Raw genomic sequence first — 24,848 nt, 5'->3', positions numbered from 1 at the left:
GTCCGCCTTTTCCGTTCATCCATTGCCGAAACATCGATTGCAGACCGTCAATCGCAATCAATGGATGAAACCGGAATCGGCGAACCGCAATGAACCGGTATGCTGGTAAAGCATCAAAGCATAATGATTGTGGGCGATGAGGGACTCGAACCCCCGACATCCACCGTGTAAAGGTGGCGCTCTAACCAACTGAGCTAATCGCCCGCAACGTCATACTGTACAGCATCATCCCGCCATCCGCACCCGCGCGCGTCGTCAGACGGGACGTTTTTGCATGAAATGCAGGCGGAGGTCTCAAGAATCGCGTAGAGTTGAGCCGTTGAACACTTATTCCGTAGGAGGTCGATGGCTGTGGAGCAGGAGACGAGGACCGGAAAGAACGCGTCGGGTATCTCTCGAACGGGCAAACGCAAGTGGGGATATGATTGCGCGCAGGTCGATGCTTTCCTGGAACGTGCGCATGCTTTGTATGAAAGCGAAGACGCCCAGCTGAACCAGCAGGAAATCCAGAACGTTTCTTTTGATTTGCGCAAGGACGGATACGACATCACGCAGGTCGACGCGACGTTGTCCCGCCTGGAACGTGCGGTTGTGGACAAGCGCACCACGTGGGAGCTGACCCATGACGGGCGTATCGCCTGGAAGGCGCAGACGGAGGCTCTGTATCGTCGGATCGCGCAGCATGCCGAGCGCGATCCGAAGCAGCGTTTCATGCCGGGCGAGGCGAAAACGCCGTCGTATGACCGCAAGCAGGTCGACCGACTGATCGATCAGATCGTCAGCAAGGTCGCTTCCGAATTGGGCGTTGACGGCCTTGACGACAACACGGCCAAAGATCTTGTCGATTTGAATTCGAATACCGTCGGCAATGTTATTTTCACGCAGCGTCGCGGCAAGCGCGGCTATGACGAACGGCAGGTGGATTATTTCCTGAATTCCTGCATTACGCTGCTCGGCCGCCTCGAATCCTATGCCCGTGTCGGCGATCTGGTTTCCGAAGAGGAAAGCGCCGCAGCGGATGCTTCGCATGACGCCGCCGACACCGCAGTTTTGCAAGGCGGCCTGTTGCGGGGTGGCGTTCCGCAGTCCGTCGCTCCGTTGTTCGCCAATGCGCAGGGGGGCGGCGTGCCGGCGGCCGCTGCCGGCGATGAGACGCCGCAGCAAGGGGATTCGTTCGCACAGCTGCATAAGGCGGAACGGGAAATCTTCGCAGCCTCCGCTGCCAATTCGACGATGCCGGATATCCCGCCGCTTGTGACCTCTGCAATGCCGGCGGCATCGGAAGGAGCGCAGGAGACGCACAAGTCCGCTGCGACCCCGGTGTCTTCCCTGTCCGCATTGGTGGCGGAGAGCTCCGAAGCGGAGACCACTCAGGCGTTCAGCCCGATTGCCGAGTCCAATGAGCCGACGAACGCTTCACCGCTGTTCGTCTCGAATCCGGCGGCGACTTCCGAGGAGGCGTCCTCTTCGCTGGCGGCTTTGGCCCATCTGGCGCAGGCCACGCAAGACAGCAGCATTTCGGAATCGGAGAACAGCTTGCCCCCGATTCCGAAACTGAGCGTTGAAGGCGTGCCGGCATTGGATCTGGAACAGTCCATGTCCATTCCGGCCATTCCGCCGCTGCCGGAGCCTCCGGCGGCGATGGCCCAGTCACGTTCCTCCGCATATGGCGAGCCGGTGGATTCCCCCCAGCCTTCCAGCGCCGATGCGGCATCGGCGGCTCCCGTCGTTCCTGACGAAGCCGCGGTCGGGACGCCGGTTGATATGTCGTTCGACAAGCCGTCCGAGAAGGCCGAAGAAGCCGACGAAGCCAAGCATGAGACTTCGGATGCGGCTCCGCTGTTCCCGTCGCTGTTCCCGGATTCGCAATCATTGAATATCGATATTCCCGATTTGTCGTTCCCCAGCTTCGATATGGGCATGACCGGCGCGTCATCCTCCGACGATTATTCGGATGAGGAGGCGAACCGTTGATAGGCCATCGCAATGTGGTGATTCTCGGTTCGACCGGTTCGATCGGCACGCAGGGTCTTGACGTCATCAGGCGTCATCCGGATACGTTTACCGTGACCGGCCTTGCCGCCGGCGGCGTGCATGTCGAACTGCTGGCCCGGCAGGCTGTGGAATTCCATGTGCCGCGTATCGCGGTTTTCCGCGTGGACGCGCTCGACGCATTGCGTGACGCCCTGCGGCAGGCCGGCGCGCCCTCTTCGATCAAGGTCGAGGCCGGCCCGGATGCCGTGCTGGCGTTGGCCGGGAGCGGCGCCGACATGGTGCTGAACGGCATCACCGGATCCATCGGTCTTGAGCCGTCCATCGCCGCATTGCAGGCCGGTTCCCAGTTGGCGCTTGCCAACAAGGAATCCGTCGTCGCCGGCGGCCATCTGTTGTTCAACTCGCAGGTGCGCGACAACCAGATCAATCCCGTCGATTCCGAACATTCCGCCATCTGGCAGGCGCTGCGTTCCGGCACGCGTCCGGAGGTCGCCAAGCTGATCGTCACCGCTTCCGGCGGTCCGTTCCGCGGCATGCATCGCGGCCAGATGGCCGACATCACGCCGGAACAGGCGTTGAATCATCCGACGTGGAATATGGGCCCTGTGGTCACCATCAATTCCTCGACGCTGATGAACAAGGGCCTTGAAGTCATCGAAGCCAGCCGACTGTTCGATATAGCGCCCGACCGCATCGAAGTGACGGTGCATCCGCAATCCATCGTGCATTCGATGGTTGAATTCGTCGACGGCGCCACCATTGCGCAGGCGTCGCCGCCGGATATGCGTCTGCCGATCGCGCTGGGCCTGTCCGCGCCGGACCGCCTTGGCGATGTCGCGGCCGCCTGCGATTGGACGAAGGCCGCCCAGTGGACCTTCGAGCCGTTGGACGACGAGGCGTTCCCCGCCGTCCGACTGGCCCGTCACTGCCTGGCCGCCTCCGAAAAGCATACCGCCGTCCTGAACGCCGCCAACGAGCAGGCCGTGCACGCTTTCCTCGAGCATCGCCTGCCGTATTTGGGCATCGTCGACATGGTGGAGGAAGTCCTTGACGACATGGACGCCGAATTGCGCGGCGCTCCACTGTTCGAATCCGTGGAGGAAATGAGCCGAATCGAGCAGGAGGCTCGACAGCGCGCCGACAGTTTGATAGACAAACAGCAGTAGCGCAGCAATGCGGAGCACACAGCGATAACGATTCAGAGAGGCAAGACGCAATGATTTCGATGCCATTCGACGAAACAGCATCCGAAACAGCATCCAATATCGCAGATGACGGCGCATCCACGCCGAACAGGCCGTTCCGCAAAACCGGAGCGGCCGCGATCAGCGAAAGCCCGCTGCATCCGCGTCGCCAGTCGCGTCGCATCATGGTCGGCCCCGTTCCCGTCGGCGGCGGCGCGCCCGTCTCCGTGCAATCGATGACCAACACGCTGACCGCCGACATCGGCGCGACGCTGCAGCAGATCGCCGAATTGGCCGCGGCCGGCTGCGATATCGTGCGCGTCGCCGTCCCCAGCCAGGACGACGCCGACGCGTTGCCGCAGATCGTCTCGAAATCGCCGATTCCGGTCATCGCGGACATCCATTTCCAAAGCAAATACGTATTCCAGGCCATCGATGCCGGCTGCGCCGCCGTGCGCGTCAATCCCGGGAACATCCGCAAATTCAACGAAGTCGGCCCCTCCATCTGCAAGGCCGCGACCGACGCCGGCATCTCGCTGCGCATCGGCGTGAACGCCGGCTCGCTCGACAAGGACCTGTACGCGAAATACGGCGGTCCGACGCCCGAGGCGCTGGTCGCGTCCGCGCTGAAGGAAGCGCACATGTTCGAAGACGTCGGCTTCCACGATTTCAAGATCTCAGTCAAACACCACGATGTGATCACGATGGTGCAGACCTACCGTCTACTCGCCTCCAAGGGCGACTGGCCGTTGCACCTGGGCGTCACCGAAGCCGGTCCGGCGTGGCAGGGCACCATCAAATCCTGCCTTGCGTTCGGCGCGCTGCTGGCGGAAGGCATCGGCGACACGATCCGCGTGTCCCTTTCCGCGCCGCCCGTCGAAGAGGTGAAGGTCGGCTGCAAGCTGCTCGAATACATGGGATTGCGCCAGCGCAAATTCGACATCATCTCCTGCCCGAGCTGCGGCCGCGCCCAGGTGGACGTGATCCAGCTGGCGACCGCAGTGACGGAAGGCCTGAAGGATGTGACCGCGCCGATTCGCGTCGCCGTCATGGGCTGCATCGTCAACGGTCCGGGCGAGGCGCGCGAGGCCGACTTGGGAGTGGCCTCCGGCAACGGCAAGGGGCAGATCTTCATCAAAGGCAAGGTCGTGGAAACCGTGCCGGAAGACCGCATCGTCGACACGCTGCTCGCGTATGCGCAGGATATCGCGGCGCAGATGGAACGCGACGGTCAGGTGCCGCTGGGCTCCACGGGCCCGGTCGTCGTGCCGATCCAGAATCCCGGCCATGCCAACGGCGCAAGCCATGTCGCCTGACAGCGGCGAATTCCGGCCGTTCAATATCCATTGGCCCATTCGGCAAGTGATTTCCGATGCCGCTGTATCGTGACGAAGGCGTGGTGCTGCGAACGGCCAAACTGGGGGAGGCCGACCGCATCATCACATTGCTGACGCGTGGCCATGGCAAGGTGCGCGCGGTGGCCAAGGGCGCACGCCGTACGAAATCCCGTTTCGGCGCGCGGCTTGAGCCGTTCATGCGCGTGGACGTGCTGATCGCGCAGGGCCGTTCGCTGGACGTGATCTCGCAGGCGGAATCGATTCGCGCCTACGCCGGGCATATCGTCGACGACTACGATGCCTATGTCGCCGCAAACGTGATCGTCGAAACCGTGGACAAGCTGATCTCGACCGAGCATGAGCGCAACGCGTCGCAGTATCAGCTGGTGCTTGGCGCGTTGCATGCGTTGGCGTCGTGCGCGCATGATCCCCGCATGATCGGTGCCTCCTATGTGCTTCGCGCGTTGGGATTGGCCGGCTGGTCGCCGCGTCTGAGCCGCTGCGTCGTATGCGGTGACGCGAAGCCGGTGCGGTTCTTTTCGGTCGCCGCCGGCGGCGTGATGTGCGCTACCGACCATACGCCTGATTCGCGGCCGATCTCCCAGGATGTCGTTTTCCAGCTGGACGCGTTGATGCAGGGGGACTGGCAGGCGCTTGACGGACGTCCCCTGCTGGCCGCCGCGGAGCATATCGTCGAGGATTGGGGCGAATACTATTTGGAACGCCCGTTGCGGGCGATGCGCATGCTGGAAGCCTGATCGTTGAGCGATGGAGGCATGATCGCGGCGGCGGCATGACGTTTGACGGCGTAACGCGGTATCAGGCACTTGGTAGATTGGACGCATGGCTTTTGAGAACGTGGATTACAAGTCGTTGAACATTCCGGCCGCGCCGTTTTCCGATCCGTCCATCATTCCGGATTTCCCGAAGGGCAAGGTGCCGAAGCATGTCGGCGTGATCATGGACGGCAACGGTCGTTGGGCCCAGCAGCGTGGGCTGATTCGCACGGAAGGCCATCAGGCCGCCGAACCGGTGGTGTTCGACACGATCGCCGGCGCGATCGAAGCGGGCGTGCGCTATCTGAGCCTGTACACGTTCTCCACGGAAAACTGGAAGCGTTCCCCGCAGGAAGTGCGTTTCCTGATGGGTTTCTCGCGTGACATCATCCGCCGCCGCGTGGCGCAGATGGATGAGTGGGGCGTGCGCGTGCGCTGGTCGGGCCGACGTCCGAAGCTGTGGAAGTCGGTCATCGACGAGCTGGAATCGGCGATGGAACGCACGAAGAACAACAAGGTCATCGACGTCGTGTTCTGCATCAACTACGGCGGCCGTGCGGAAATAGCCGACGCTTGCGCGCAGATCGCGAAACTGGTGCGTGACGGCAGGATCAGCGGCGATCGCGTGACGGAAAAGATGATCGCCGAACATCTGTATAACCCGGATATTCCGGATTGCGATCTGGTGATTCGCACATCCGGCGAGCAGCGCACTTCGAATTTCCTCCCTTGGGAGGCCGCCTATGCCGAACTTGATTTCGTGCCGGAACTGTTCCCCGACTGCGGCCGTGAAGTCCTATGGCGTTCCATCGACCACTACATCCACCGCGATCGACGCTTCGGCGCGGTGAAGAAGTGATCGATCGCATCAAGGAAGTGAGGAAAGGGAAAGCCCGTGGGCTTTCCCTTTTTCGTTGTTCTTTTCCATGGCCGGAACCGTCCGCCGGAATCCTTCCGTCATTCGGTCCGCCCATGCCGTATAATTGCAGACGCTTATCTGCCAATGTGTGGCAAACCGCGCCGGCCCCATGGCCGGTCGGGGGCATTGGACGAGCGGAACGTAGGCCCTCCGTATCGTTTTCTGCCGACCCGCTCGAAGTCTCCCAGAGAACGATACTGGTAATGATTTAGGGAATCATATGGGTTTGTGGCACAATCCGCGCGTCTCTTCCATCGCCGGCAAAGGCATCGGCAAAAGCGTCGTCAAAGACACCATCACAAAGGCCGCCGCCGTTGCGTGCGGCGTCGCCGTGATCCTGGCGTCCTCCGCATGCGGCGCTTCCGACGGTACGGCGTCGAACAATCTGCGCAAAACGACGTTCATGCTTTCCTGGGCGCCCGATACGAATCATATCGGCGTATATGTCGCCAAAAACATGGGCTGGTTCGCCAAGGCCGGCCTTGACGTCGATATCGTCGCGGTGGCGCAGGCCGGCGCCGAACAGGCCGTCAACAACGGCGTCGCCGATTTCGCATTGTCGACTCTGACGAATCTGGGCGTCTACAGCATCAAAGGCGCGAATCTGACGCAGGTGCTGCAGGTGCAGCAGAAGCCGAGCGCCATCTGGTGCGGGCTTGCCGGCAATGCCGATATCGCCAGCCCGAAGGATTTCGACGGCAAAACCTTCGCCACGTTCGGCTCAAGCGAATCGGATGCCGTGATCAAGCGGATGATCCGATTCGATGGCGGCAAGGGCGAATTCGACAAGGTGACGGTCGGCACGTCCACTTTCCAGACGCTGTCAAGCGGCAAGGCCGATTTCGGCGGCTTCTACGCGACATGGGAGGGCGTGCAGGCCGACATGTACGGCCCGGCATTGAACTGCTTCGCCGAACCGGATTACGGTGTGCCCGGCAATGCCGACACCATCGGCATCATCACCCGCGACGACGTCATCGAAAACGATCCCGGTCTGGTGCGGTCCTTCACGCAGGCGGCGCAGCGCGGCTACGAATACGCGTATGCGCATCCTGACGAAGCAGCGAAGATCCTCGTCGATGAGGCCGCCGACGCGAATCTTGACATCGAGTTCGTCAAGCGCAGCATGCAGACGATCGTCGACGGCGAGTATTGGGGGAGCCGCGACGCCATCGCGGACGGATCGTTCATCCTGGGCACTGCGGACACGGAAAGCGCGCAGGAATATTTCGATTTCCTCGCCCAGGAGGACGCGTATACGGATGCCGAGGGCGAAATCGTGCATGACGCGCCGCAGGCGGCGTCATTGGCGACGGATGAATTTCTGCCCGGCAAAGCGGCGTTCTGATATCGCCGTGTTCGATGTCGTGACTCTCTGATGTCGCTTTTGACGCTGCATCGTGATGATGCGGTTTGAGATGATGTGAGGATTGCCGATGAACGGTATGAAAACGAAACGTGCGCTGCTGCGCCGCCTGCCCACGATGATCGCGGTGCTGGCGTTGCTGGCGGTGTGGGAATTATGGGTGCGTGCCGGCGATGTTCCGGCGACGATGATCGCCGCGCCGAGCGATATCGTCGCGGCCACGGTGAAGGCGTGGCCGACGTTATGGCCGGCGACGGCGGTCACCGCGATCGAAGGCTATGTCGGTTTCCTGCTTGCGGTGGTCTGCGGCGTGTTGGTCGGCATCGTGCTGCATTGTTCGCGCACCGCGCATGCGGCGCTGTTTCCGCTGCTGTCCGCGGCGCAGACGATGCCGCTGATTTCCATCGCCCCGCTGTTTTTGATCTGGTTCGGTTTCGAAATATCCGGGAAAATCGCGATCGTGACGATTTTCGGACTGTTCCCGATCGCCGTGCAGACGATTCGCGGGCTTGACGCCGTGCCGCGTTTCTACGTGGACGTCGCGCTGACGTGCGGCGCGACGGAACGCTGGACGCTGTGGCATGTGAAACTGCGCGTGGCGGCGCGCCAGATCTTCGGCGGCGTAAAGGTGTCCGCGGCATATATCTTCGCCACGGCGTCCACCGCGGAATATCTGGGCGCACGCGCCGGCCTCGGCATCTGGCTGCAGGCCGCCTACAACTCGTTCCAAACGCCGCTGATCTTCTCCGCGACGCTGATGATCGTGGTCCTGACCGGCATCCTGATGCTGCTGGTCAACCTCGCCGAACGTCTGCTGCTGGGCCCCGCCGATTCCGAGTCGACCGCCGACCCCGACGCCGACCAGCTCTGACCTGTTGCGGTCTTCCGCTTCGGGCCGGCAATGGGAGACGAAACGGAGGGTTCGTACAGGTTGTGCATGATGGGCGGTATTGACGGGAATCCGGCGGATGCATCGCTTCCATCGAGAATGGTATATCGTTTTACACTATGACGACGATGAAAGAAGTTGCGCAGGAGGCAGGGGTCTCGATTTCGACGGTGTCCCTGGTATTGAACGGGCGCGATGAGGGGCGCGTCAAGCCGGAGATCGCGCGGCGCGTACGCGAAAAAGCGGATCGGCTGGGGTACAGGCCGAATCAGCTGGCGCGCAGTCTGCGGACGAATCAGACGAAGATCATCGGCTTCATCAGCAAGGAGGTCGCGACCACGCCGTATGCGGGCGGCATCATTCTGGGCGCGCAGGATGCCGCCAGCGCGCAGGGCTATGTGATGATCACCGTCAGCATCGACGATCCCGACAGGGCGGAGGACGAGATCGCCGCTCTGAAGCGTTACGGCGTGGACGGTTTTCTGTATTCGGCCATGTCGAATCGTATCGTCGACGTTCCCGATTCGATCGCGCGGTATCCGTTGGTGCTGGTCGACGCCACCGATGAGCGGCATCGTTTCCCCAGTGTCGAGCCGGATGAGTTCCAAATCGGATATGACGCGACAAAGCGATTGATCGATGCCGGCTGCAGGCGCATCGCCTATGTCGGATGCTCGGAGCCGATGATCGCGCAGGACGGCCGCTTGGCGGGGTATCGCGCCGCGTTGCGGGACCACGGCCATGTCTTCGATGAATCCTTGGCCATTGCGGTTTTGAACAATGGGCCCGCGCTGCAGGCGGTCGGCGACCTGTTCGACGGCCGGCATCCTGACGGATTCTTCTGCTTCAACGACGCCCGCGCGTGGTATGTGTATGAATGCGCTGCGCGCCGCGGATTGCGGATCGGCAGGGATGTCTCGGTGGTCGGCGTCGATAACTACCGTGTGTTCGCCGAAACGTTGGAGCCGCAGTTGACCACCGTGGAGCTTCCGCATTACGAAATGGGATACTGGGGCGCCAGCAAGCTGATCGAAATGCTGGAACGCCGCCGTATCAAGGATTTCGACAAGGTGCGCACCACCGCTGCGATGCCGCCGTTGGACGCCCCGTCTCCGGCGCAGGTCCATTGCGCGCTGATCGAAAAGGACTCCGTGATCACCGGGCGCGATTAAACGCGACACGCCGTAACGGCCGGCGTGGGTCTTGGCGTGGAACGCTTTATTTCAATCGTTTGATGTAATTTTCGCAGGCTAGGATGTCAATCGCTTGACGTCAAACGATTGACATCCTATACTTTCCATACAGGTTCCAGCAACGGCGCAGCGCCCCGCGCGGAACCGACATGGAAAGATCTCGGCACGGCACACGGCGGTCCATGCCGAAAACGGAGAAAAGGAAACACATGGCAAACGCAAAGGCCGTATGGAGGAATCCCTCCTATCTGCAAAGCTCGTTCGGCATCTTCATGTTCTTCTGCTCTTGGGGCATCTGGTGGTCCTTCTTCCAGCGCTGGCTCAACACCATCGGCCTGAGCAGCACCGAAGTCGGCACGCTGTATTCGATCAACTCGCTGGCCACGCTGATCATCATGTTCGTGTACGGCACGATCCAGGATCAGCTCGGCATCAAGCGCAAGCTCGTCGTCTTCGTGTCCATCGTCGCCGCACTCGTCGGCCCGTTCGTCCAGTTCGTCTACGCTCCGATGATCCAGGCCGGCGGCGCCACCCGCTGGATCGGCGCCTTCATCGGCTCCATCGTGCTGTCCGCCGGCTTCATGGCCGGCTGCTCGCTGTTCGAAGCCCTTACCGAACGCTACTCCCGCAAGTTCGGCTTCGAATACGGCCAATCCCGCGCCTGGGGATCCTTCGGATACGCCATCGTCGCGCTGTGCGCGGGCTTCCTGTTCAACATCAACCCGCTGATCAACTTCTGGCTGGGCTCCGTCTTCGGCCTCGGCATGCTGCTGATCTACGCTTTCTGGGTTCCGGCCGAGCAGAAGGAGGAGCTCAGGAAGGAAGCCGATCCGAACGCGGCGCCGACCAACCCGTCCGCCAAGGAGATGCTCGCCGTCCTGAAGATGCCGACCCTGTGGGTGCTGATCGTCTTCATGCTGCTGACCAACACCTTCTACACCGTGTTCGACCAGCAGATGTTCCCGACCTACTACTCCAGCCTGTTCCCGACCACCGAAATCGGCGACGCCACCTACGGCACGCTCAACGGCTTCCAGGTCTTCCTCGAATCCGCGATGATGGGCGTCGTGCCGATCATCATGCGCAAGATCGGCGTACGCAACGCCCTGCTGCTCGGCGCCTTCGTGATGTTCGCCCGCATCGGCCTGTGCGGCGCCTTCCACGATCCGGTCTCCGTATCCATCGTCAAGCTGTTCCATTCCATCGAAGTGCCGCTGTTCTGCCTGCCGGCATTCCGCTACTTCACGCTGCACTTCGACACCAAGCTGTCCGCGACGCTGTACATGGTCGGCTTCCAGATCGCATCCCAGGTCGGTCAGGTGATCTTCTCCACGCCGTTGGGCGCCCTGCATGATTCCATGGGCGATCGTCCGACCTTCTTCACCATCTCCGCCATCGTGCTCGCGGCCCTGATCTACGGCTTCTTCGTCATCAAGAAGGACGATCAGGACGTCGGCGGCGACCCGTTCTACACCGACAGGCAGCTGCGCGCGATGAAAGCGGCCAAGGCCTGACGGTCACGTTTTCGCATCGCCGGTCGTGCCGCATCGGAACATTCGCGGCGCGTCACGACCGGCGGGCGAACCCCGACATGATCGCAGGAAACAGCGCACATATATTTCCATGAGGCATTCATAAGAAAGGCATTCAACGATGAGTGATTCCATCAGCAACGTCACCGAACCGGTGCTCACCCCCATCAAGGACCATGCCGAAGAGCTCGCCAAGGCCGAAGCCGGCGTCGCCGCCCTGGCGGCGACTCGCACCAACCGCTGGTACCCGAAGTTCCATATCGCCTCCAATGGCGGCTGGATCAACGATCCGAACGGTCTGAGCTTCTACAATGGCCGCTGGCACGTGTTCTACCAGCTGCATCCGTACGGCACGCAGTGGGGGCCGATGCATTGGGGCCATGTCTCCTCCGCCGACATGCTGACCTGGCGTCGCGAGCCCGTGATGTTCGCGCCGAGCCTTGAGCAGGAAAAGAACGGCGTCTTCTCCGGCGCCGCCGTCATCGGAGACGATGGCAAGCTGCGTTTCTATTACACCGGCCACCGTTGGGCCAACGGCGTCGACAACACCGGCGGCGAATGGCAGGTGCAGATGTATGCCACGCCGGATGACGACGAACTGACCTCCGCCACGAAGCGCGGCATGATCGTCGACTGCCCGCGCGACCAGGTGGATTCCCACTTCCGTGACCCGAAGGTCTGGAAGACCGGCGACGTCTGGTACATGACCTTCGGCGTGTGCTCCAAGGACCGTCGCGGCCAGATGTGGCTCTACACCTCCGACGACATGGTGACCTGGACCTTCGACCGTGTGCTGTTCGAACATCCGGACCCGGACGTCTGGATGCTCGAATGCCCCGACTTCTTCCCGATCAAGGACGCCGAAGGCGACGAGAAGTGGGTCATCGGCTTCTCCGCAATGGGCGCCAAGGCCAACGGATTCATGAACCGCAACGTCAACAATGCCGGCTACATGATCGGCACGTGGGAGCCGGGCACCTCGTTCAAGCCGGAAACCGAATTCCGTCTGTGGGATTGCGGACATAACTTCTACGCGCCGCAGTCGTTCACCGATGCCGACGGACGTCAGATCATGTACGGCTGGATGAGCCCGTTCACGCAGCCGATCCCGATGGAAGACGACGGCTGGTGCGGCAACCTGACGCTGCCGCGTGAAATCACGCTTGGTGCCGACGGCGACCTGCATACCGCCCCGGTGGCGGAAATGGAAGGCCTGCGCGCCGACACCCGCGATTTCGGCGCCGTCGAATTGGACGTCAACGGCGGGATGACGCTGGCCGACGATGCCGAAGCGGTGGAGATCGAAATGACCATCGACCTGAACGATTCCACCGCCGAACGCGCCGGTCTGAAGGTGCACGCCACCGAAGACGGGTCCTGCACGTATGTGGCGTTCGACGATCAGATCGGACGGGTCGTCATCGACCGTCAGGCCGCCAAGTACGGCGACCGCGGCTACCGTGCCGCTCCGCTCGACGCCGATGAACTGGCCGGCGGTGTGCTGAAGCTGCGCGTCTTCGTCGACCGCGGCTGCGTGGAGGTCTACATCAACGACGGACGTCAGGCGATGAGCTCCTACTCCTACGCCGCAGAAGGCAAGCGTGCCATCAAGCTGGTCGCCGAATCCGGCACCCTGAAGGTCACCGACCTCAGGCTGCATACGCTCAAGTCCATCGGCTTGGAGTAGCGCCAGCCGGGCGGGTCGCCTCGGTCCGCCCGGTCCCTGGAATCGTCAAAACCCCGCGGCTCATATGGTTCAGGCCCTGATAGACGGCCGTTCCATGGAATCCACGGGGTTTTGACGGATCGGACGCAGTGCCGGTCCATCGCCGAATCAACGCGGATTCACTGTCGATCCAGCAGGGAATCGACCAGCTGCTGCTTTTCGCTGATCTGGCCGGTGAAACCGGGACGGATGTCCAGCTTCAGCGTCACGCCGGTGCGGTAGCCCTGCCCGGCCAGCTTCATCGTCGCGTCGCGCACGACCTTCAGCACTTCGTCGAGGTCGCCTTCGATGTTGGTGAACATCGCGTTCGTCTCATTCGGCAGGCCGGAATCACGGATCACGCCGACGGCCTGCGCCACGTATTCGCTCAATTCCGAGCCCACGCCGCTGGGCGCGATGGCGACGGCGGCGACGGTATTGATATACGGTCTGCCGGTTTCGGCGTTGACGGGCACGTCCTGTTTGACGGCATTGCGGTCGACCATGTGATTTCGCCTTCCCTTACGTAAGATTTCGCTTGAGATGATTATTTTCGCCTGAAGGCTGATTCGGCGCGGTTCAGCGCCACTTCCAGGCATGGTCCATCGGGCCGGAGCCCGATCCGAGATCAAGCTGCGCCTTCAAAGCGCCGGTCAGATAGTCCTTCGCCGAACGGATGGCCTGCGGCAGCGTCTCGCCCAACGCCAGATGCGAGGCGATGGCGCTCGACAATGTGCAGCCGGTGCCATGCGTGTTCGGATTGTCGATGCGCGGGCTGGAGAACCAGGTGGCGGTGCCGTCCGTCTCCACCAGCACGTCATTGGCGTCCTTCACGCCATGGCCGCCCTTGACGAGCACGGCGCAGCCGAAGTGTTTGGCGAGAATACGTCCTGCCTTCTCCATGTCGGCTTCGCCGCCGATATCCATGCGTTCGCCCTGTGCCTGCCCGAGCAGCGCTTCGGTCTCCGGCATGTTCGGCGTGATCACGGTGGCGAGCGGGAACAGTTTCGTCGTCAGCGCGGCGATGGCGTCGTCGTCGATCAGCTTCGCGCCTGAAGTGGCGACCATCACCGGGTCGAGCACGATATTGCGCGCCTGATGCGCGGCGAGACGGTCCGCGATGACGGTGATCAGTTCGGCGGAGGAGACCATGCCGATCTTCACGGCTTCGGGGCGGATATCCTCGAACACCATGTCGATCTGGTCGGCCAGGATCCGCGGTTCGGTGTTCTGGATGGAGCGCACGCCCGTCGTGTTCTGCGCGGTCAGCGCGGCGATCGCGCTCATGCCGAACACGCCGTTCGCCAGCATCGTCTTCAGGTCGGCCTGGATGCCGGCGCCGCCGGAGGAGTCGCTGCCGGCGACCGTCAGCACGCCGGGCAGCGTCGAACGCACCTGTCCGGCGGCGGAATCGGCAGCGGCGATATCGACAAAACCATGCCGCGCGTCGCCGCGCAGCGCAGTCCAACGTCCGACCAAGGCCTCGGTCGCAGCCTTCGGATCCGCAGCGGCGGCGATCGCCGAAACGACGAACCAGCCATCGGCAGCGGTCGCGGCAAGCGCCTCCATGTCATCGGCATGCACGCCGCCGCCGACCACCACCGGGTAATCGCTGGCCTTGCAGATCGCGTCGGCGCCGTCGAATTCCAATCCGACCTTCCTGCCGTCCACCTGTCCGGCGGCGGCTTCCGGCTTGGTCGCCGTCAAATGCAGCGGGCCCGCGCCCAGATAGTCGACGATGCCTGCCGGCAGCGCGTTCGCGGCCTCGGCCTGCGCCACCGTCTTCACGGACAAACCGATGATGGCGTCGTCGCCGAGCATCGCGCGCACCTGAATCGGATCCATGTCGGTCTGCCCGACATGCACGCCGTCCACTTTGATGCCCATATTCCGGCACTGCCAGGCGACGTCGACGCGGTCGTCGATGACGAGCGGCACGGTGTCGGCGAGGCCGCATCCGGCGATGACGTCGGCCATGCGGCGCGCCATTTCGGTGATTTCGGACGCGTCGGAATGCTTGGCGCGCAGCTGGATGAACGTGGCGCCGCCTTGCAGCGCCTCGCGAGTCACCTCCTCGACGGGACGGCCTTTCGTGTCGTCAGGACCGAGCACGAAATAAAAACGCAGATCGAAGCGGCGGCGCATCGACGGATAAGGAAATGCTGGGATTGTCATTTTCGGCTTTCTGTAGTGATTGATGGCGAAATCGATAACGGTGCTGATATGGAATGCCGTGAACGGTCACGCGCGGATGATGGGGGATTGCGCGATCTGTTCGGCGGTGACGTTCCACAATGCGTCCAGGAAATGGACCTGGAACGATCCCGGCCCCTCCGACTGGCCTTCGGCGATTTCGGAAGCCCTGTTGTAGAGCAGGGATGCGCCCAATGCGGCGGGCAGCGGGTCGGCGACGGCCAGATACGTTGCGGTGACGCCGCCCAACGAGCAGCCTGCGCCGGTGATCTTCGTCATCAGCGTGCTGCCGCCGGGCAGGCGGTATACGGCGTCGCCGTCGGTGACCAGATCGACCGCGCCCGACACTGCGACCGCGGCCTTGCCGTTCGGCGCATGCGCCGCCATATGGCGGGCGAGGCGACGCGCGGCGTTCACGGCGGAATCGACTTCGTCGACCGATTCCACGCCGGCCGGACGTGTCTTGTCGTCCGTGGCGTCGCTCAGGCCCCATATGGCGTCCAGTGCGATGATTTCCGACGCGTTGCCGCGCACGATGGTGGGCGGCGCATCGCGGAATGATTTGAGAATGGCGGTACGGGTCTCGCCGATGCCGGCGGCGACCGGATCGAGCACCCACGGTTTGCGCATTTCGTGCAGACGCTGCGCGATCCGGGCGAGGGCCTCCTCGTAGAACGGCAGCAGCGTGCCGACATTGACATAGGTGGCGCCTGCGATCGATGCGGTGTCGATGACGTCGCCCGGCAGGAAGCTCATCGCGGCGGTGCCGCCGGAAGCCAGCTGCGCGTTGGCGACGAGATTGATGGTGACGAAATTGGTGAAGGATTGCGCCAGCGGCGTCGTGCCGCGCACGTCGAGCGCGGCCTGCTTGATGCTTGTGCGCAGAGGGTCGTCGGCTGCGATACCGACGCCGTCGACCGCGCATCCGTCCGCCGTGCGGCCGTCCGCTGCTGAATGCTGAGATTCGCTCATGATCATGCTCCCTACCATGGTGTTAACCAACAGGTTCAAAGGGTCAGGCCGTAGGGCCTATCTCAACTTCCGAACTTCCCGGAAGTTCCCCCGATTTATGCGATTGCCACGCTACGCCGTCTCATGGACGCCGCCCATCCATGATCCCCACGTATTGTCCCCACGCATCCGCAATCCTCGCCAGACCGGAAATTCCCGTACCGTTCTTCCATTTATGGCGTTGCGGCGGGCCGTCTGCGTATGCCGATATTCTTGATGTCCTGTAAAGACCCCAAACCGTTCAAACCAGAAGGTGCATTGTGGCTGTTTCCAAACTTGATGAAGTCGTATCCCTCGCGAAGCGTCGCGGATTCGTTTTCCCCGCCGGCGAAATCTACGGCGGAACCCGCTCCGCATGGGACTACGGTCCGCTGGGCGTCGCGCTGAAGGACAATATCAAGCGCGAATGGTGGCGTTCTATGGTCACCACCCGCGGCGATGTGGTGGGCGTGGATACGTCCATCATTCTGCCTCCGGCCGTATGGGTGGCTTCCGGCCACGTTTCCGTGTTCAACGACCCGCTGATCGAATGCCTCAACTGCCACAAGCGCCATCGCGCCGACAAGCTCGAGGAATCCTACGCCGAGAAGCACAACGACCAGATGCCGCCGAACGGCCTGAAGGACATCGCCTGCCCGGATTGCGGCGCCCGCGGCAACTGGACCGAACCGCGCGACTTCAACATGATGCTGCGCACCAGCCTTGGCCCGGTCGAGGACGAGAATTCGATGCATTACCTGCGCCCGGAAACCGCGCAGGGCATCTTCGTGGACTTCAAGAACGTGATGACCTCGTCCCGTTCCAAGCCGCCGTTCGGCATCGCCAACATGGGCAAGAGCTTCCGTAACGAGATCACGCCGGGCAACTTCATCTTCCGCACCCGCGAATTCGAACAGATGGAAATGGAATTCTTCGTCGTGCCGGGCACCGATGAGGAATGGCATCAGTACTGGATCGACGCCCGCACCCAGTGGTACATCGACCTTGGCGTCAAGCCGGAGAACCTGCGCCACTACGAGCATCCGAAGGAGAAGCTGTCCCACTATTCGAAGCGCACCGTGGACATCGAATACAAGTTCGGCTTCCAGGGCTCCGATTGGGGCGAGCTCGAAGGCATCGCCAACCGCACCGACTACGATCTGACGGCCCATTCCAAGCATTCCGGCGAAGACCTGAGCTACTTCAACCAGGCCACCGGCGAAAAGTTCATCCCGTACGTCATCGAGCCGGCCGCCGGCCTGACCCGCTCCCTGATGGCCTTCCTCGTCGACGCCTACGACGTGGACGAGGCGCCGAACACCAAGGGCGGCGTCGACAAGCGCACGGTGCTGCGTCTCGACCCGCGTCTGGCCCCGGTCAAGGCCGCCGTGCTGCCGCTGAGCAAGAAGCCGGAACTGCAGGCCGTCGCACAGGATCTGGCCTATGACCTGCGCCAGCATGATTGGATGATCGACTATGACGAGGCCGGCGCCATCGGCCGCCGCTATCGTCGTGAAGACGAGATCGGCACCCCGCTGTGCGTCACCGTCGACTTCGACACCCTGGAAGACCAGGCCGTGACCATCCGCGAACGCGACACGATGACCCAGGAGCGCGTCTCCCTGAGCAAGGTCGCCGACTATGTGGCCGAACGCATCGGCGAAAAGCACGTGCGCTACCCGCAGCTGCCGGTCGAAATGGGCGGCGAAGCATGGCCGGATTCGGTGAAGATCGCTTCCGCCGGCGGCGTCTACTAAAAAGACGCCTGTTTAAGGGCGTCGGCATCCGCGTTGAATGACGAGCGGAGCGGGAAACATCCCGCTCCGCTTTCCTGTGTCCGTATCAGCATGAAATGAGGCAATCCAATGGAACACGACATCGACACCATCACCGTCGACGCACATGGCGAAACGGATGTGCTCGACCCGCGTACCGATGCCGAAAGCCCGGCATCCGCCGTGTCGATCGCGCCGGTCGACCTAGGGCCCATCCATGTCGAAACGCCCGTGGTGCTCTCCCCGATGGCAGGCGTCACCAATTGGCCGTTCCGCGTCATCTGCGAGGAATACGGTCCGGACGGACTGTACGTGGCGGAAATGATCACCGCGCGCGCATTGGTCGCCCGCAATCCGAAAGCGCTGCGCCTATGCCATTTCGCGCCGAGCGAGAAGATCCGCTCGCTGCAGCTGTACGGCGTCAATCCCGCAATCGTCGAACAGGCCGCGAAGATCGTCGTCGACGAAAACATGGCCGACCATGTCGACCTGAATTTCGGCTGCCCGGTGCCGAAGGTCACGCGCCGCGGCGGCGGATCGGCCCTGCCCTGGAAAACCGATCTGTTCCGCGAAATACTGCAGCGCGTCGTCCGCGTCTGCGATGCCGCGAATATTCCGGTCACCGCGAAGATCCGTGTCGGCATCGACCATGATCATGAGACTTTCCTTGAAGCGGGCCGTATCGCGCAGGAGGAAGGCTGCAAGGCCGTGACGCTGCACGCGCGGACCACCGCCGAATATTACGGCGGCCACTCCGACTGGAGCCGCATCGGCGAACTTGTGGAGGCATTGGACGTTCCGGTATTCGGCAACGGCGATATCTGGGGCGCCAATGACGCGCTTGCGATGGTCCAGCAGACCGGCTGCGCCGGCGTGACCATCGGACGAGGCTGCCAGGGGCGCCCGTGGCTGTTCGCGGACATCAAGAACGCGTTCGCGGGCAACCCGGAACGCATCAATCCGACGTTGGGCGAAGTATGCACGGTGATTCGCCGTCATGCCGAATTGCTGACCGAATTCTACGATGGCGACGAGCGCATGGCCGTGCATGACCTGCGCAAGCATATCGCGTGGTATCTGAAAGGTTTCCCGGTGGGCGGAAGCACTCGTCGCGCGTTCATGGAATGCGAAAGCCTTGCCGACGTGGACCGAGAGATCGGGAAGCTTGACCCGTCCGTGACGTTCCCCGAACGAATCGTGGACAAGCCGCGCGGCCGTGTCCGTTTCGCGAAAAAGGTCCATCTGCCATACGGATGGCTGGAATCGCGCGAAACGACGCATGAGGAGCGCGAGGCGCTGTTCGGCGACGATCCGATGGATGCGAGCTACTGATTGCCGATCGCGGCCGATCGAATCCGCCGATGCGGGACGCAGAAGGCCGTGAAAATCAAAAATCATAAAAATCAGCGAAAAAGAGGCCGGCATATGCCATTGATTACGAAATTCGTCAAATATATGAAGCCTTTTGCTGATACGATTGCCGTGTGAAACGCGGTACACGCCCGAAAGATACGCATAATATCAATCCCCCTGCGCTAGAGTACTGTGTAACCGTGAACGGACAGGAGACTATGGTGAGCGAGATCGCCCAGACTGACAATTTCAACGACAAGACCAGTATCAAGGTCGTCGGTGTCGGTGGAGCCGGCGGCAATGCGGTCAACCGCATGATTGCCGAAGGTCTGCAGAATGTGGAATTTGTTGCGATTAACACGGATGCGAAGGATCTTTTGCGATCCGACGCGGACGTGAAGATCTCGTTGAATGATGCGTCCAGCCGAGGATTGGGCGCAGGCGCCGACCCGGAGAAGGGCGCGAAGGCCGCGCAGGATCATCAGTCGGATATCGAAGAGGCGATGAAGGGCGCCGACATGGTGTTCGTGACCTGCGGCGAAGGCGGCGGCACCGGTACCGGCGCCAGCCCGATCGTCGCGCGTGCCGCCCACCAGCAGGGCGCGTTGACCATTGCGGTGGTGACCCGTCCGTTCAGCTTCGAAGGCCCGCAGCGTGCCGCATCCGCTTCCCTCGGCATCGACAATCTGCGCAAGGAAGTCGACGCCCTGATCGTCATCCCGAACGACCGTCTGCTGGAACTGTCCGACCGCACCATCGGTATCGTGGATGCCTTCAAAACCGCTGACACCGCACTGCTCGCCGGCGTGCAGGGCATTACCGACCTGATCACCTCCAATTCCTACATCCACGTCGACTTCAACGATGTCAACGCCATTCTGCGCGGCGCCGGCACCGCTCTGTTCGGCATCGGTTCCGCGCGGGGCGAAGACCGCGCCACCCAGGCCGCGGAAATCGCCATCAGCTCCCCGTTGCTGGAGGAAAGCATCGAAGGCGCACACGGCGCGCTCGTCAACATCGCCGGCCCGACCGATCTCGGCCTGCAGGAGGCCGCGGCCGCGACCGAACTGGTCCGCAAGGCCATTCATCCGGAAGCCCAGATCATCTGGGGTCTTTCCCTCGACGATTCCTACGGCGACGAGGTGCGCGTCACCGTCATCGCTGCAGGCTTCGACCCTAAGGCGAAGAAGACGGAATACACGACGCCGCTGACGGCCGAACCGTCCGGAACCGTTCCGGTCTCGGCTTTGGCTGCCGGCGCCGTTTCCCGTAATGAAACGCAGCAGGCGCCCGCCGCGGCGCCGATAGCTTCCCCCGCCGTACCGAATATGCAGCCGGTGCAGCAGCAGCCGGTGCAGCAGAGCACTCCCATGTACGTGCCGCAGACCGCTGCGCCGACGATGTCCCCGTCGTATGACCAGACCACCGAGCACGAGGTCATTTCCTCCAATGACCCAGGCGATCTCGACATTCCGGATTTTCTGCGCTGATAGGGCGCAATGAGGCGAAAGGACCTATCTCATGCCAGGATTCATGAAGAATGCGATGTCCTATTTGGGCATGGCCGACGTTGCGGAAGACGACGAACTTCTGGATGATGCCGAATCCGAAGGCCAGTCCTTCGATTCGGACCATTCGGTAACCCCCATGCCTACGGCCTCTTCGACGGCCAGCGGAACGTCCTCCTCCACCGGTTCCAGGGAGCAGATCAATCCGTTCCAGAACAATCGCCTCAATCGCATAACGACCGTGCATCCGAAGTCGTATGAGGACGCACAGCTGGTTGGGCGTGCCATCCGCGAAGGCGTGCCGGTCGTGCTGAACCTGACCGGCGTCTCCGAAGCGATCGCCTATCGTATCGTCGATTTCTCCTCCGGCGTGGTGTTCGGCGTGCGTGGCTCCATCGAACGCGTCACCCCGCGTGTGTTCCTGCTGAGCCCGGCCCAGGTGAACATCAAGGTGGAGGAGCCGCAGTCATCCGGCAATGCTCACGATCTGTTCGCCGACTGATTCCATGAAAAGCTCTGCATTGATGCTGGAAATTCGCTGAATTCCGTACAGCGGACAGCGAAAGGCATGGTCCCGGCCATTGGTAGGCTGGGACCATGCTTTTGTATTTGATTGGAAGAATAATCGATTGGCTGATCGGCGCGTATATCAGCATTCTGATCGTGCGTATGATTCTCGACTGGGTCGCCGTATTGGCGCCGCGATGGTATCCGCGCGGCGTCGTCGCCTCATTGATCGGCGCGGTATATGACGTCACCGATCCGCCGCTGCGTTGGCTGCGCCGATACATCCCGGCTGTTCCGTTGGGACCGGTCTATTTCGATATCAGTTTCATCGTGTTGTATTTCATCCTGACCGTGTTGCGGATATTGATATGAAACATGAGCCGAAGCACGGCATTTTCCCTTGAAAAGCGCGGGAACGTGCTAGCATCGGACATTGATACCAACACAGCGAGGCATAGCCCCAAAGCGAGGTGTAAGATTTATGGCTTTATTGACGCCGAAGGATATCAGGGAACATACCTTCCGAACGGTTCATTTCAAGGAAGGCTATGATGTCGATGAAGTCGACGACTTCCTCGATCAGGTGACCGAAACCGTTGAAGCATTGGGCAAGCAGGCTGTTGCGGGAAGCCAGTCGACCCAGTCGCTCGGCCCGGATGTCGCCGGTCTGAATACCAAGATCTCCGAATTGACCGCGCAGGTGCAGTCTTTGGAGAACGAGAACGCGACATTGAAGTCCGCGGTCGAGTCCGCCGCAGGCCAGGGCGATACCGCTGCGCAGGCGGCGCAGGCCGCAGCCGCGAAGCTGTCTGAAGCCGAAGAGAACAATCGCGCCCTGTCTTCTCAGAACGAGCAGCTGAAGGGACAGGTCGACCGTCTCTCCGGTCAGGTCGATCAGCTGACCGCCCAGCTTGCCGAAGCCGCCAACGCCGACGACCTTGGCGAGCAGCTTGTGGCCGTGCAGCGCGAGCGTGACGAATTCCGCGCCCACACCGAAGAGCTGTCCCGCCAGCTTGCCGCCGCGCAGGAGCAGATCGTCATCGTTCAGCAGCAGTCCGCGCAGATCAAGGACCTCAACCGTCAGCTTGAGGAATCCAAGCAGCGTGAAGAGCACCTGCGCGAGCAGGTCGCCAAGGTCGAACCGAGCACGGAGACCGGCAGCCTGCAGAAGATCGCCGGCGCCGCCGCAAGCGCCACGACCGAGCCGGAACGTGCGACCGCAATGCTGACGCTGGCCATGCAGCTGCACGACCAGTATGTCGACAAGGGCAAGGCCAAGGCCCGTGAAATCACCGAGCAGAGCCAGCGTAAGTACGAAGAGCTCATTTCCAAGGCGAACGACTATTCAAACCGCACGCGTTCCGAAGCGGATGAATACAGCAAGCGCACCCGCGACGATTCCGACTCCTATTCCGAGCGCACACATTCCGATGCCGACTCCTATGCGGCCAAGACCCGCCATGATGCCGACACGTATATGCAGGCTCGTCACAGCGAAGGCGACCAGTACTTCGCCGACAAGACCCAGGAAGGCAATTCCTACCTGGAGCAGAAGAAGAACGAAGGCAACGCCTACTTCGAGCAGAAGAAGAACGAAGGCAACGCCTACCTCGCCCAGCGTACCGAGGAAGGCGACGCCTATCTGACCCAGAAGACCCAGGAAGGCGACGCCTATCTTGCCCAGCGCACCAACGAAGGCAATGCCTATCTGGAGCAGAAGACCGCTTCCGGCGACCAGTACTACACCGCAAAGGAAAAGGAGGGCAACGAATACGCCGCTCAGAAGACCCAGGAAGCGAACCAGTACGTGGCCGACAAGCACAATGCGGCCGATGCCTATGAGGCTGAAGTGCAGCGTCGCGCATCCGAATACGATGCGAACACCCGTAAGGCCGCCGACGATTACGCTCAGCAGGTTCGTGAGAACCTTGAGACGCAGTCCAAGGTCATCGAGGGCAACATCCAGAGCCTCAAGCAGTTCGAAACCGAATACCGTGCCCGCCTGACCGAATTCCTCGGCCAGCTGGTCTCCCAGGTCTCGGATACGAACAACTACAACCGCACCGGGCAGAACGACTGATTCGTACCGTGTCTGATGCGATGAAGGCAAGTCAAGGACGGCTGCGCAAACGCGTGGCCGTCTTTGCGTGTGTTGCCGCCGTCGCGCTTGTGCTGGATCGCGTCACCAAGATGTGGGCCGAATCCGCGTTGGCCGACGGCCGGACGATTCCGGTGATACCGGAATTGCTGTCTTTTACGCTTGTCCATAATCCCGGCGCATCACTGGGCATGGGGTCGTCGATGACCTGGGTCATTTCGCTGCTGGCCATTGTCGCATGCGTGGTGCTCGCCGTCATGGCGTTGCGCACGGTTTCGATGCGCTGGACGGTGATGCTGTCATTGGCTTTCGCCGGCGCCTTGGGCAACCTCATCGACCGTGTGATGTACGCCGATGGCTTCCTGGACGGCGAGGTCATCGACTTTCTCGATTATGGATGGTCGGTGGGCAATGTCGCGGATATCTTCCTGATGGTCGCCGCGATTGGTATCGTGTTACTGATTTTCCTTTCGGAGCCGTTTAGCGCGAAGGATTTGGAAGAGAACGGAAAGACCGGGAATCAAACGGTCGATGCCGAAAAGGTGGATGCTGCATGAGTCGACTCGCCCCTGCGCCGGATGCGTTGATCGGCAGGCGCTTCGACGTCGCCGTGTCGAAGATGCTCGGCATTTCGCGCGCCAAGGCCGCCGACCTGATCGAAAGCGGCCAGGCGCGTGTTCTGGGACGCGATATTTCGAAGTCCGGCACGCTGATGGCGGGGGAGATCGTCGAATTCGACATCGTCGAGGAACGTGCCGAACCGGAGCCCATCGCCGATGATATGGCGGTGGTGTATGAGGACGACGACGTCGTCGTCGTGGACAAGCCGGTCGGCGTCGCCGCGCATGCCTCCGTCGGATGGACCGGCCCCACGGTTTTGGGCAGTCTGCTGGAACGCGGCGTGCACATCACCTCATACGGCGCTGCAGGCCGGCAGGGCATCGTCTCCCGTCTGGATGTCGGCACGTCCGGGTTGATGCTGGTATGCAAGTCCGAACTGGCCTATGTGGAAATGCGCCGCCAATTCTCCGAGCATGAAGTGGTGAAAACCTATCATGCCCTGGCGCAGGGCAATCTCATCGACGACAAGGCGACCATCGAAGCGCCGATCGGACGCGCGAAGGTCTCCGACTTCCGCTTCTGCGTAACGCCCGCCGGCAAGGACGCGGTGACCCATTGGGATGTGATGGAGCGTTTCGGCGAGGCGACGCTGGTTTCGGTCAATCTGGAGACCGGGCGCACGCATCAGATCCGTGTGCATTTCTCTTCGATCGGGCATCCTCTGGTGGGCGATCCGATGTATGGGGCGAATCCGGTGCTGTCCCAGGCGGTCGGCCTGGACCGCCAGTGGCTGCATGCCATGAAACTGGAATTCCGGCATCCGCGCACGCATGTGTGGACGACGGTGACTTCGCAATATCCGGCCGATCTGCAGCACGCGCTTGACGTGATGCGACAGCGCCGGCAAGAGCGGCAATGATGCAGATGATCGCGCTGATGCCGCCGACGGGCATCAACAGACAAACGC

At 61.9% G+C, this 24,848-nt stretch carries 21 protein-coding genes, 1 tRNA gene and 1 pseudogene; 18 read left to right on the top strand and 5 right to left on the bottom strand.

Going from position 1 to position 24,848, the window contains the following annotated elements:
• Positions 1 to 130: 130 nt before the first annotated feature.
• Positions 131 to 204 (bottom strand) — tRNA-Val (locus AC1AX7_RS01495).
• Between the two features lie 141 nt (positions 205 to 345).
• Between AC1AX7_RS01495 and AC1AX7_RS01490 the strand changes: the two genes are divergently transcribed.
• The 10 genes from AC1AX7_RS01490 to AC1AX7_RS01445 all read left to right on the top strand — a co-directional run bounded on the left by AC1AX7_RS01490 (position 346) and on the right by AC1AX7_RS01445 (position 12,878).
• Complete coding sequence (locus AC1AX7_RS01490; RefSeq protein WP_476508322.1) at positions 346 to 1,974, top strand: DivIVA domain-containing protein; 1,629 nt, start codon at positions 346 to 348, stop codon at positions 1,972 to 1,974.
• On the top strand, positions 1,971 to 3,161 hold the full coding sequence (gene dxr, locus AC1AX7_RS01485; protein ID WP_476508321.1) for a 1-deoxy-D-xylulose-5-phosphate reductoisomerase: 1,191 nt from the start codon (positions 1,971 to 1,973) through the stop codon (positions 3,159 to 3,161). The genes AC1AX7_RS01490 and dxr overlap by 4 nt, the downstream gene beginning before the upstream one ends.
• A gap of 50 nt (positions 3,162 to 3,211) precedes the next feature.
• Positions 3,212 to 4,495: a flavodoxin-dependent (E)-4-hydroxy-3-methylbut-2-enyl-diphosphate synthase gene (gene ispG, locus AC1AX7_RS01480; protein ID WP_476508320.1), complete on the top strand. Its 1,284-nt coding sequence runs from the start codon at positions 3,212 to 3,214 to the stop codon at positions 4,493 to 4,495.
• A 56-nt stretch (positions 4,496 to 4,551) separates the two neighbouring features.
• Positions 4,552 to 5,274 (top strand): DNA repair protein RecO, encoded by a 723-nt coding sequence (gene recO / locus AC1AX7_RS01475; RefSeq protein WP_476508319.1) that lies wholly within the window; start codon positions 4,552 to 4,554, stop codon positions 5,272 to 5,274.
• Positions 5,275 to 5,359: 85 nt separating this feature from the next.
• Positions 5,360 to 6,151 (top strand): isoprenyl transferase, encoded by a 792-nt coding sequence (locus AC1AX7_RS01470; RefSeq protein WP_476508318.1) that lies wholly within the window; start codon positions 5,360 to 5,362, stop codon positions 6,149 to 6,151.
• 280 nt (positions 6,152 to 6,431) lie between these two features.
• Positions 6,432 to 7,559: an ABC transporter substrate-binding protein gene (locus tag AC1AX7_RS01465; RefSeq protein WP_476508317.1), complete on the top strand. Its 1,128-nt coding sequence runs from the start codon at positions 6,432 to 6,434 to the stop codon at positions 7,557 to 7,559.
• 97 nt (positions 7,560 to 7,656) lie between these two features.
• Entirely contained in the window at positions 7,657 to 8,448 is a 792-nt protein-coding gene (locus AC1AX7_RS01460; protein ID WP_476508316.1) for an ABC transporter permease, read from the top strand.
• A gap of 137 nt (positions 8,449 to 8,585) precedes the next feature.
• The gene (locus tag AC1AX7_RS01455; protein ID WP_476508315.1) at positions 8,586 to 9,638 is read left to right on the top strand and encodes a LacI family DNA-binding transcriptional regulator; all 1,053 of its coding nucleotides are present in this window, start codon (positions 8,586 to 8,588) and stop codon (positions 9,636 to 9,638) included.
• 230 nt (positions 9,639 to 9,868) lie between these two features.
• On the top strand, positions 9,869 to 11,173 hold the full coding sequence (locus AC1AX7_RS01450) for an oligosaccharide MFS transporter (RefSeq protein WP_476508314.1): 1,305 nt from the start codon (positions 9,869 to 9,871) through the stop codon (positions 11,171 to 11,173).
• A 139-nt stretch (positions 11,174 to 11,312) separates the two neighbouring features.
• Positions 11,313 to 12,878, top strand: a complete 1,566-nt coding sequence (locus AC1AX7_RS01445; protein WP_476508313.1) for a glycoside hydrolase family 32 protein — start codon at positions 11,313 to 11,315, stop codon at positions 12,876 to 12,878.
• A gap of 158 nt (positions 12,879 to 13,036) precedes the next feature.
• Here AC1AX7_RS01445 and AC1AX7_RS01440 read toward each other — a convergent pair whose 3' ends face one another.
• The 4 genes and pseudogenes from AC1AX7_RS01440 to thiM form a co-directional block, all read right to left on the bottom strand.
• Positions 13,037 to 13,402 (bottom strand): thiamine-binding protein, encoded by a 366-nt coding sequence (locus tag AC1AX7_RS01440; RefSeq protein ID WP_476508312.1) that lies wholly within the window; start codon positions 13,400 to 13,402, stop codon positions 13,037 to 13,039.
• A gap of 73 nt (positions 13,403 to 13,475) precedes the next feature.
• Positions 13,476 to 14,291, bottom strand: coding sequence for a bifunctional hydroxymethylpyrimidine kinase/phosphomethylpyrimidine kinase (gene thiD / locus AC1AX7_RS01435; RefSeq protein ID WP_476508404.1), 816 nt, complete (start codon positions 14,289 to 14,291; stop codon positions 13,476 to 13,478).
• 132 nt (positions 14,292 to 14,423) lie between these two features.
• Positions 14,424 to 15,041: pseudogene (locus AC1AX7_RS01430) on the bottom strand (thiamine phosphate synthase); the annotation flags it as partial.
• A gap of 96 nt (positions 15,042 to 15,137) precedes the next feature.
• Positions 15,138 to 16,061: a hydroxyethylthiazole kinase gene (gene thiM / locus AC1AX7_RS01425; protein WP_476508311.1), complete on the bottom strand. Its 924-nt coding sequence runs from the start codon at positions 16,059 to 16,061 to the stop codon at positions 15,138 to 15,140.
• Between the two features lie 299 nt (positions 16,062 to 16,360).
• Here thiM and AC1AX7_RS01420 point away from each other — a divergent pair, with 299 nt between their 5' ends.
• From AC1AX7_RS01420 to AC1AX7_RS01385, 8 genes are all read left to right on the top strand, one after another.
• Positions 16,361 to 17,836, top strand: coding sequence for a glycine--tRNA ligase (locus AC1AX7_RS01420; RefSeq protein ID WP_476508310.1), 1,476 nt, complete (start codon positions 16,361 to 16,363; stop codon positions 17,834 to 17,836).
• A gap of 108 nt (positions 17,837 to 17,944) precedes the next feature.
• Positions 17,945 to 19,186, top strand: a complete 1,242-nt coding sequence (dusB, locus tag AC1AX7_RS01415; protein WP_476508309.1) for a tRNA dihydrouridine synthase DusB — start codon at positions 17,945 to 17,947, stop codon at positions 19,184 to 19,186.
• 242 nt (positions 19,187 to 19,428) lie between these two features.
• A complete protein-coding gene (ftsZ, locus tag AC1AX7_RS01410; protein ID WP_476508403.1) occupies positions 19,429 to 20,697 on the top strand; it encodes a cell division protein FtsZ in 1,269 nt (422 codons plus the stop codon).
• 31 nt (positions 20,698 to 20,728) lie between these two features.
• Positions 20,729 to 21,217 carry a cell division protein SepF gene (locus AC1AX7_RS01405; protein ID WP_476508308.1) on the top strand — a complete coding sequence of 163 codons (489 nt, stop codon included), beginning with the start codon at positions 20,729 to 20,731 and terminating at the stop codon, positions 21,215 to 21,217.
• 95 nt (positions 21,218 to 21,312) lie between these two features.
• On the top strand, positions 21,313 to 21,594 hold the full coding sequence (locus tag AC1AX7_RS01400) for a YggT family protein (protein ID WP_476508307.1): 282 nt from the start codon (positions 21,313 to 21,315) through the stop codon (positions 21,592 to 21,594).
• Positions 21,595 to 21,703: 109 nt separating this feature from the next.
• Complete coding sequence (locus tag AC1AX7_RS01395; protein ID WP_476508306.1) at positions 21,704 to 23,302, top strand: DivIVA domain-containing protein; 1,599 nt, start codon at positions 21,704 to 21,706, stop codon at positions 23,300 to 23,302.
• Positions 23,303 to 23,322: 20 nt separating this feature from the next.
• Positions 23,323 to 23,877 carry a signal peptidase II gene (lspA, locus tag AC1AX7_RS01390; RefSeq protein WP_476508402.1) on the top strand — a complete coding sequence of 185 codons (555 nt, stop codon included), beginning with the start codon at positions 23,323 to 23,325 and terminating at the stop codon, positions 23,875 to 23,877.
• Positions 23,874 to 24,800 carry an RluA family pseudouridine synthase gene (locus AC1AX7_RS01385; RefSeq protein WP_476508305.1) on the top strand — a complete coding sequence of 309 codons (927 nt, stop codon included), beginning with the start codon at positions 23,874 to 23,876 and terminating at the stop codon, positions 24,798 to 24,800. Before lspA ends, AC1AX7_RS01385 begins: the two co-directional genes overlap by 4 nt.
• Positions 24,801 to 24,848 lie beyond the last annotated feature (48 nt).

The organism is Bifidobacterium sp. LH_449 (assembly GCF_056356755.1).
This window is presented reverse-complemented; position numbering and strand designations above follow the sequence as displayed.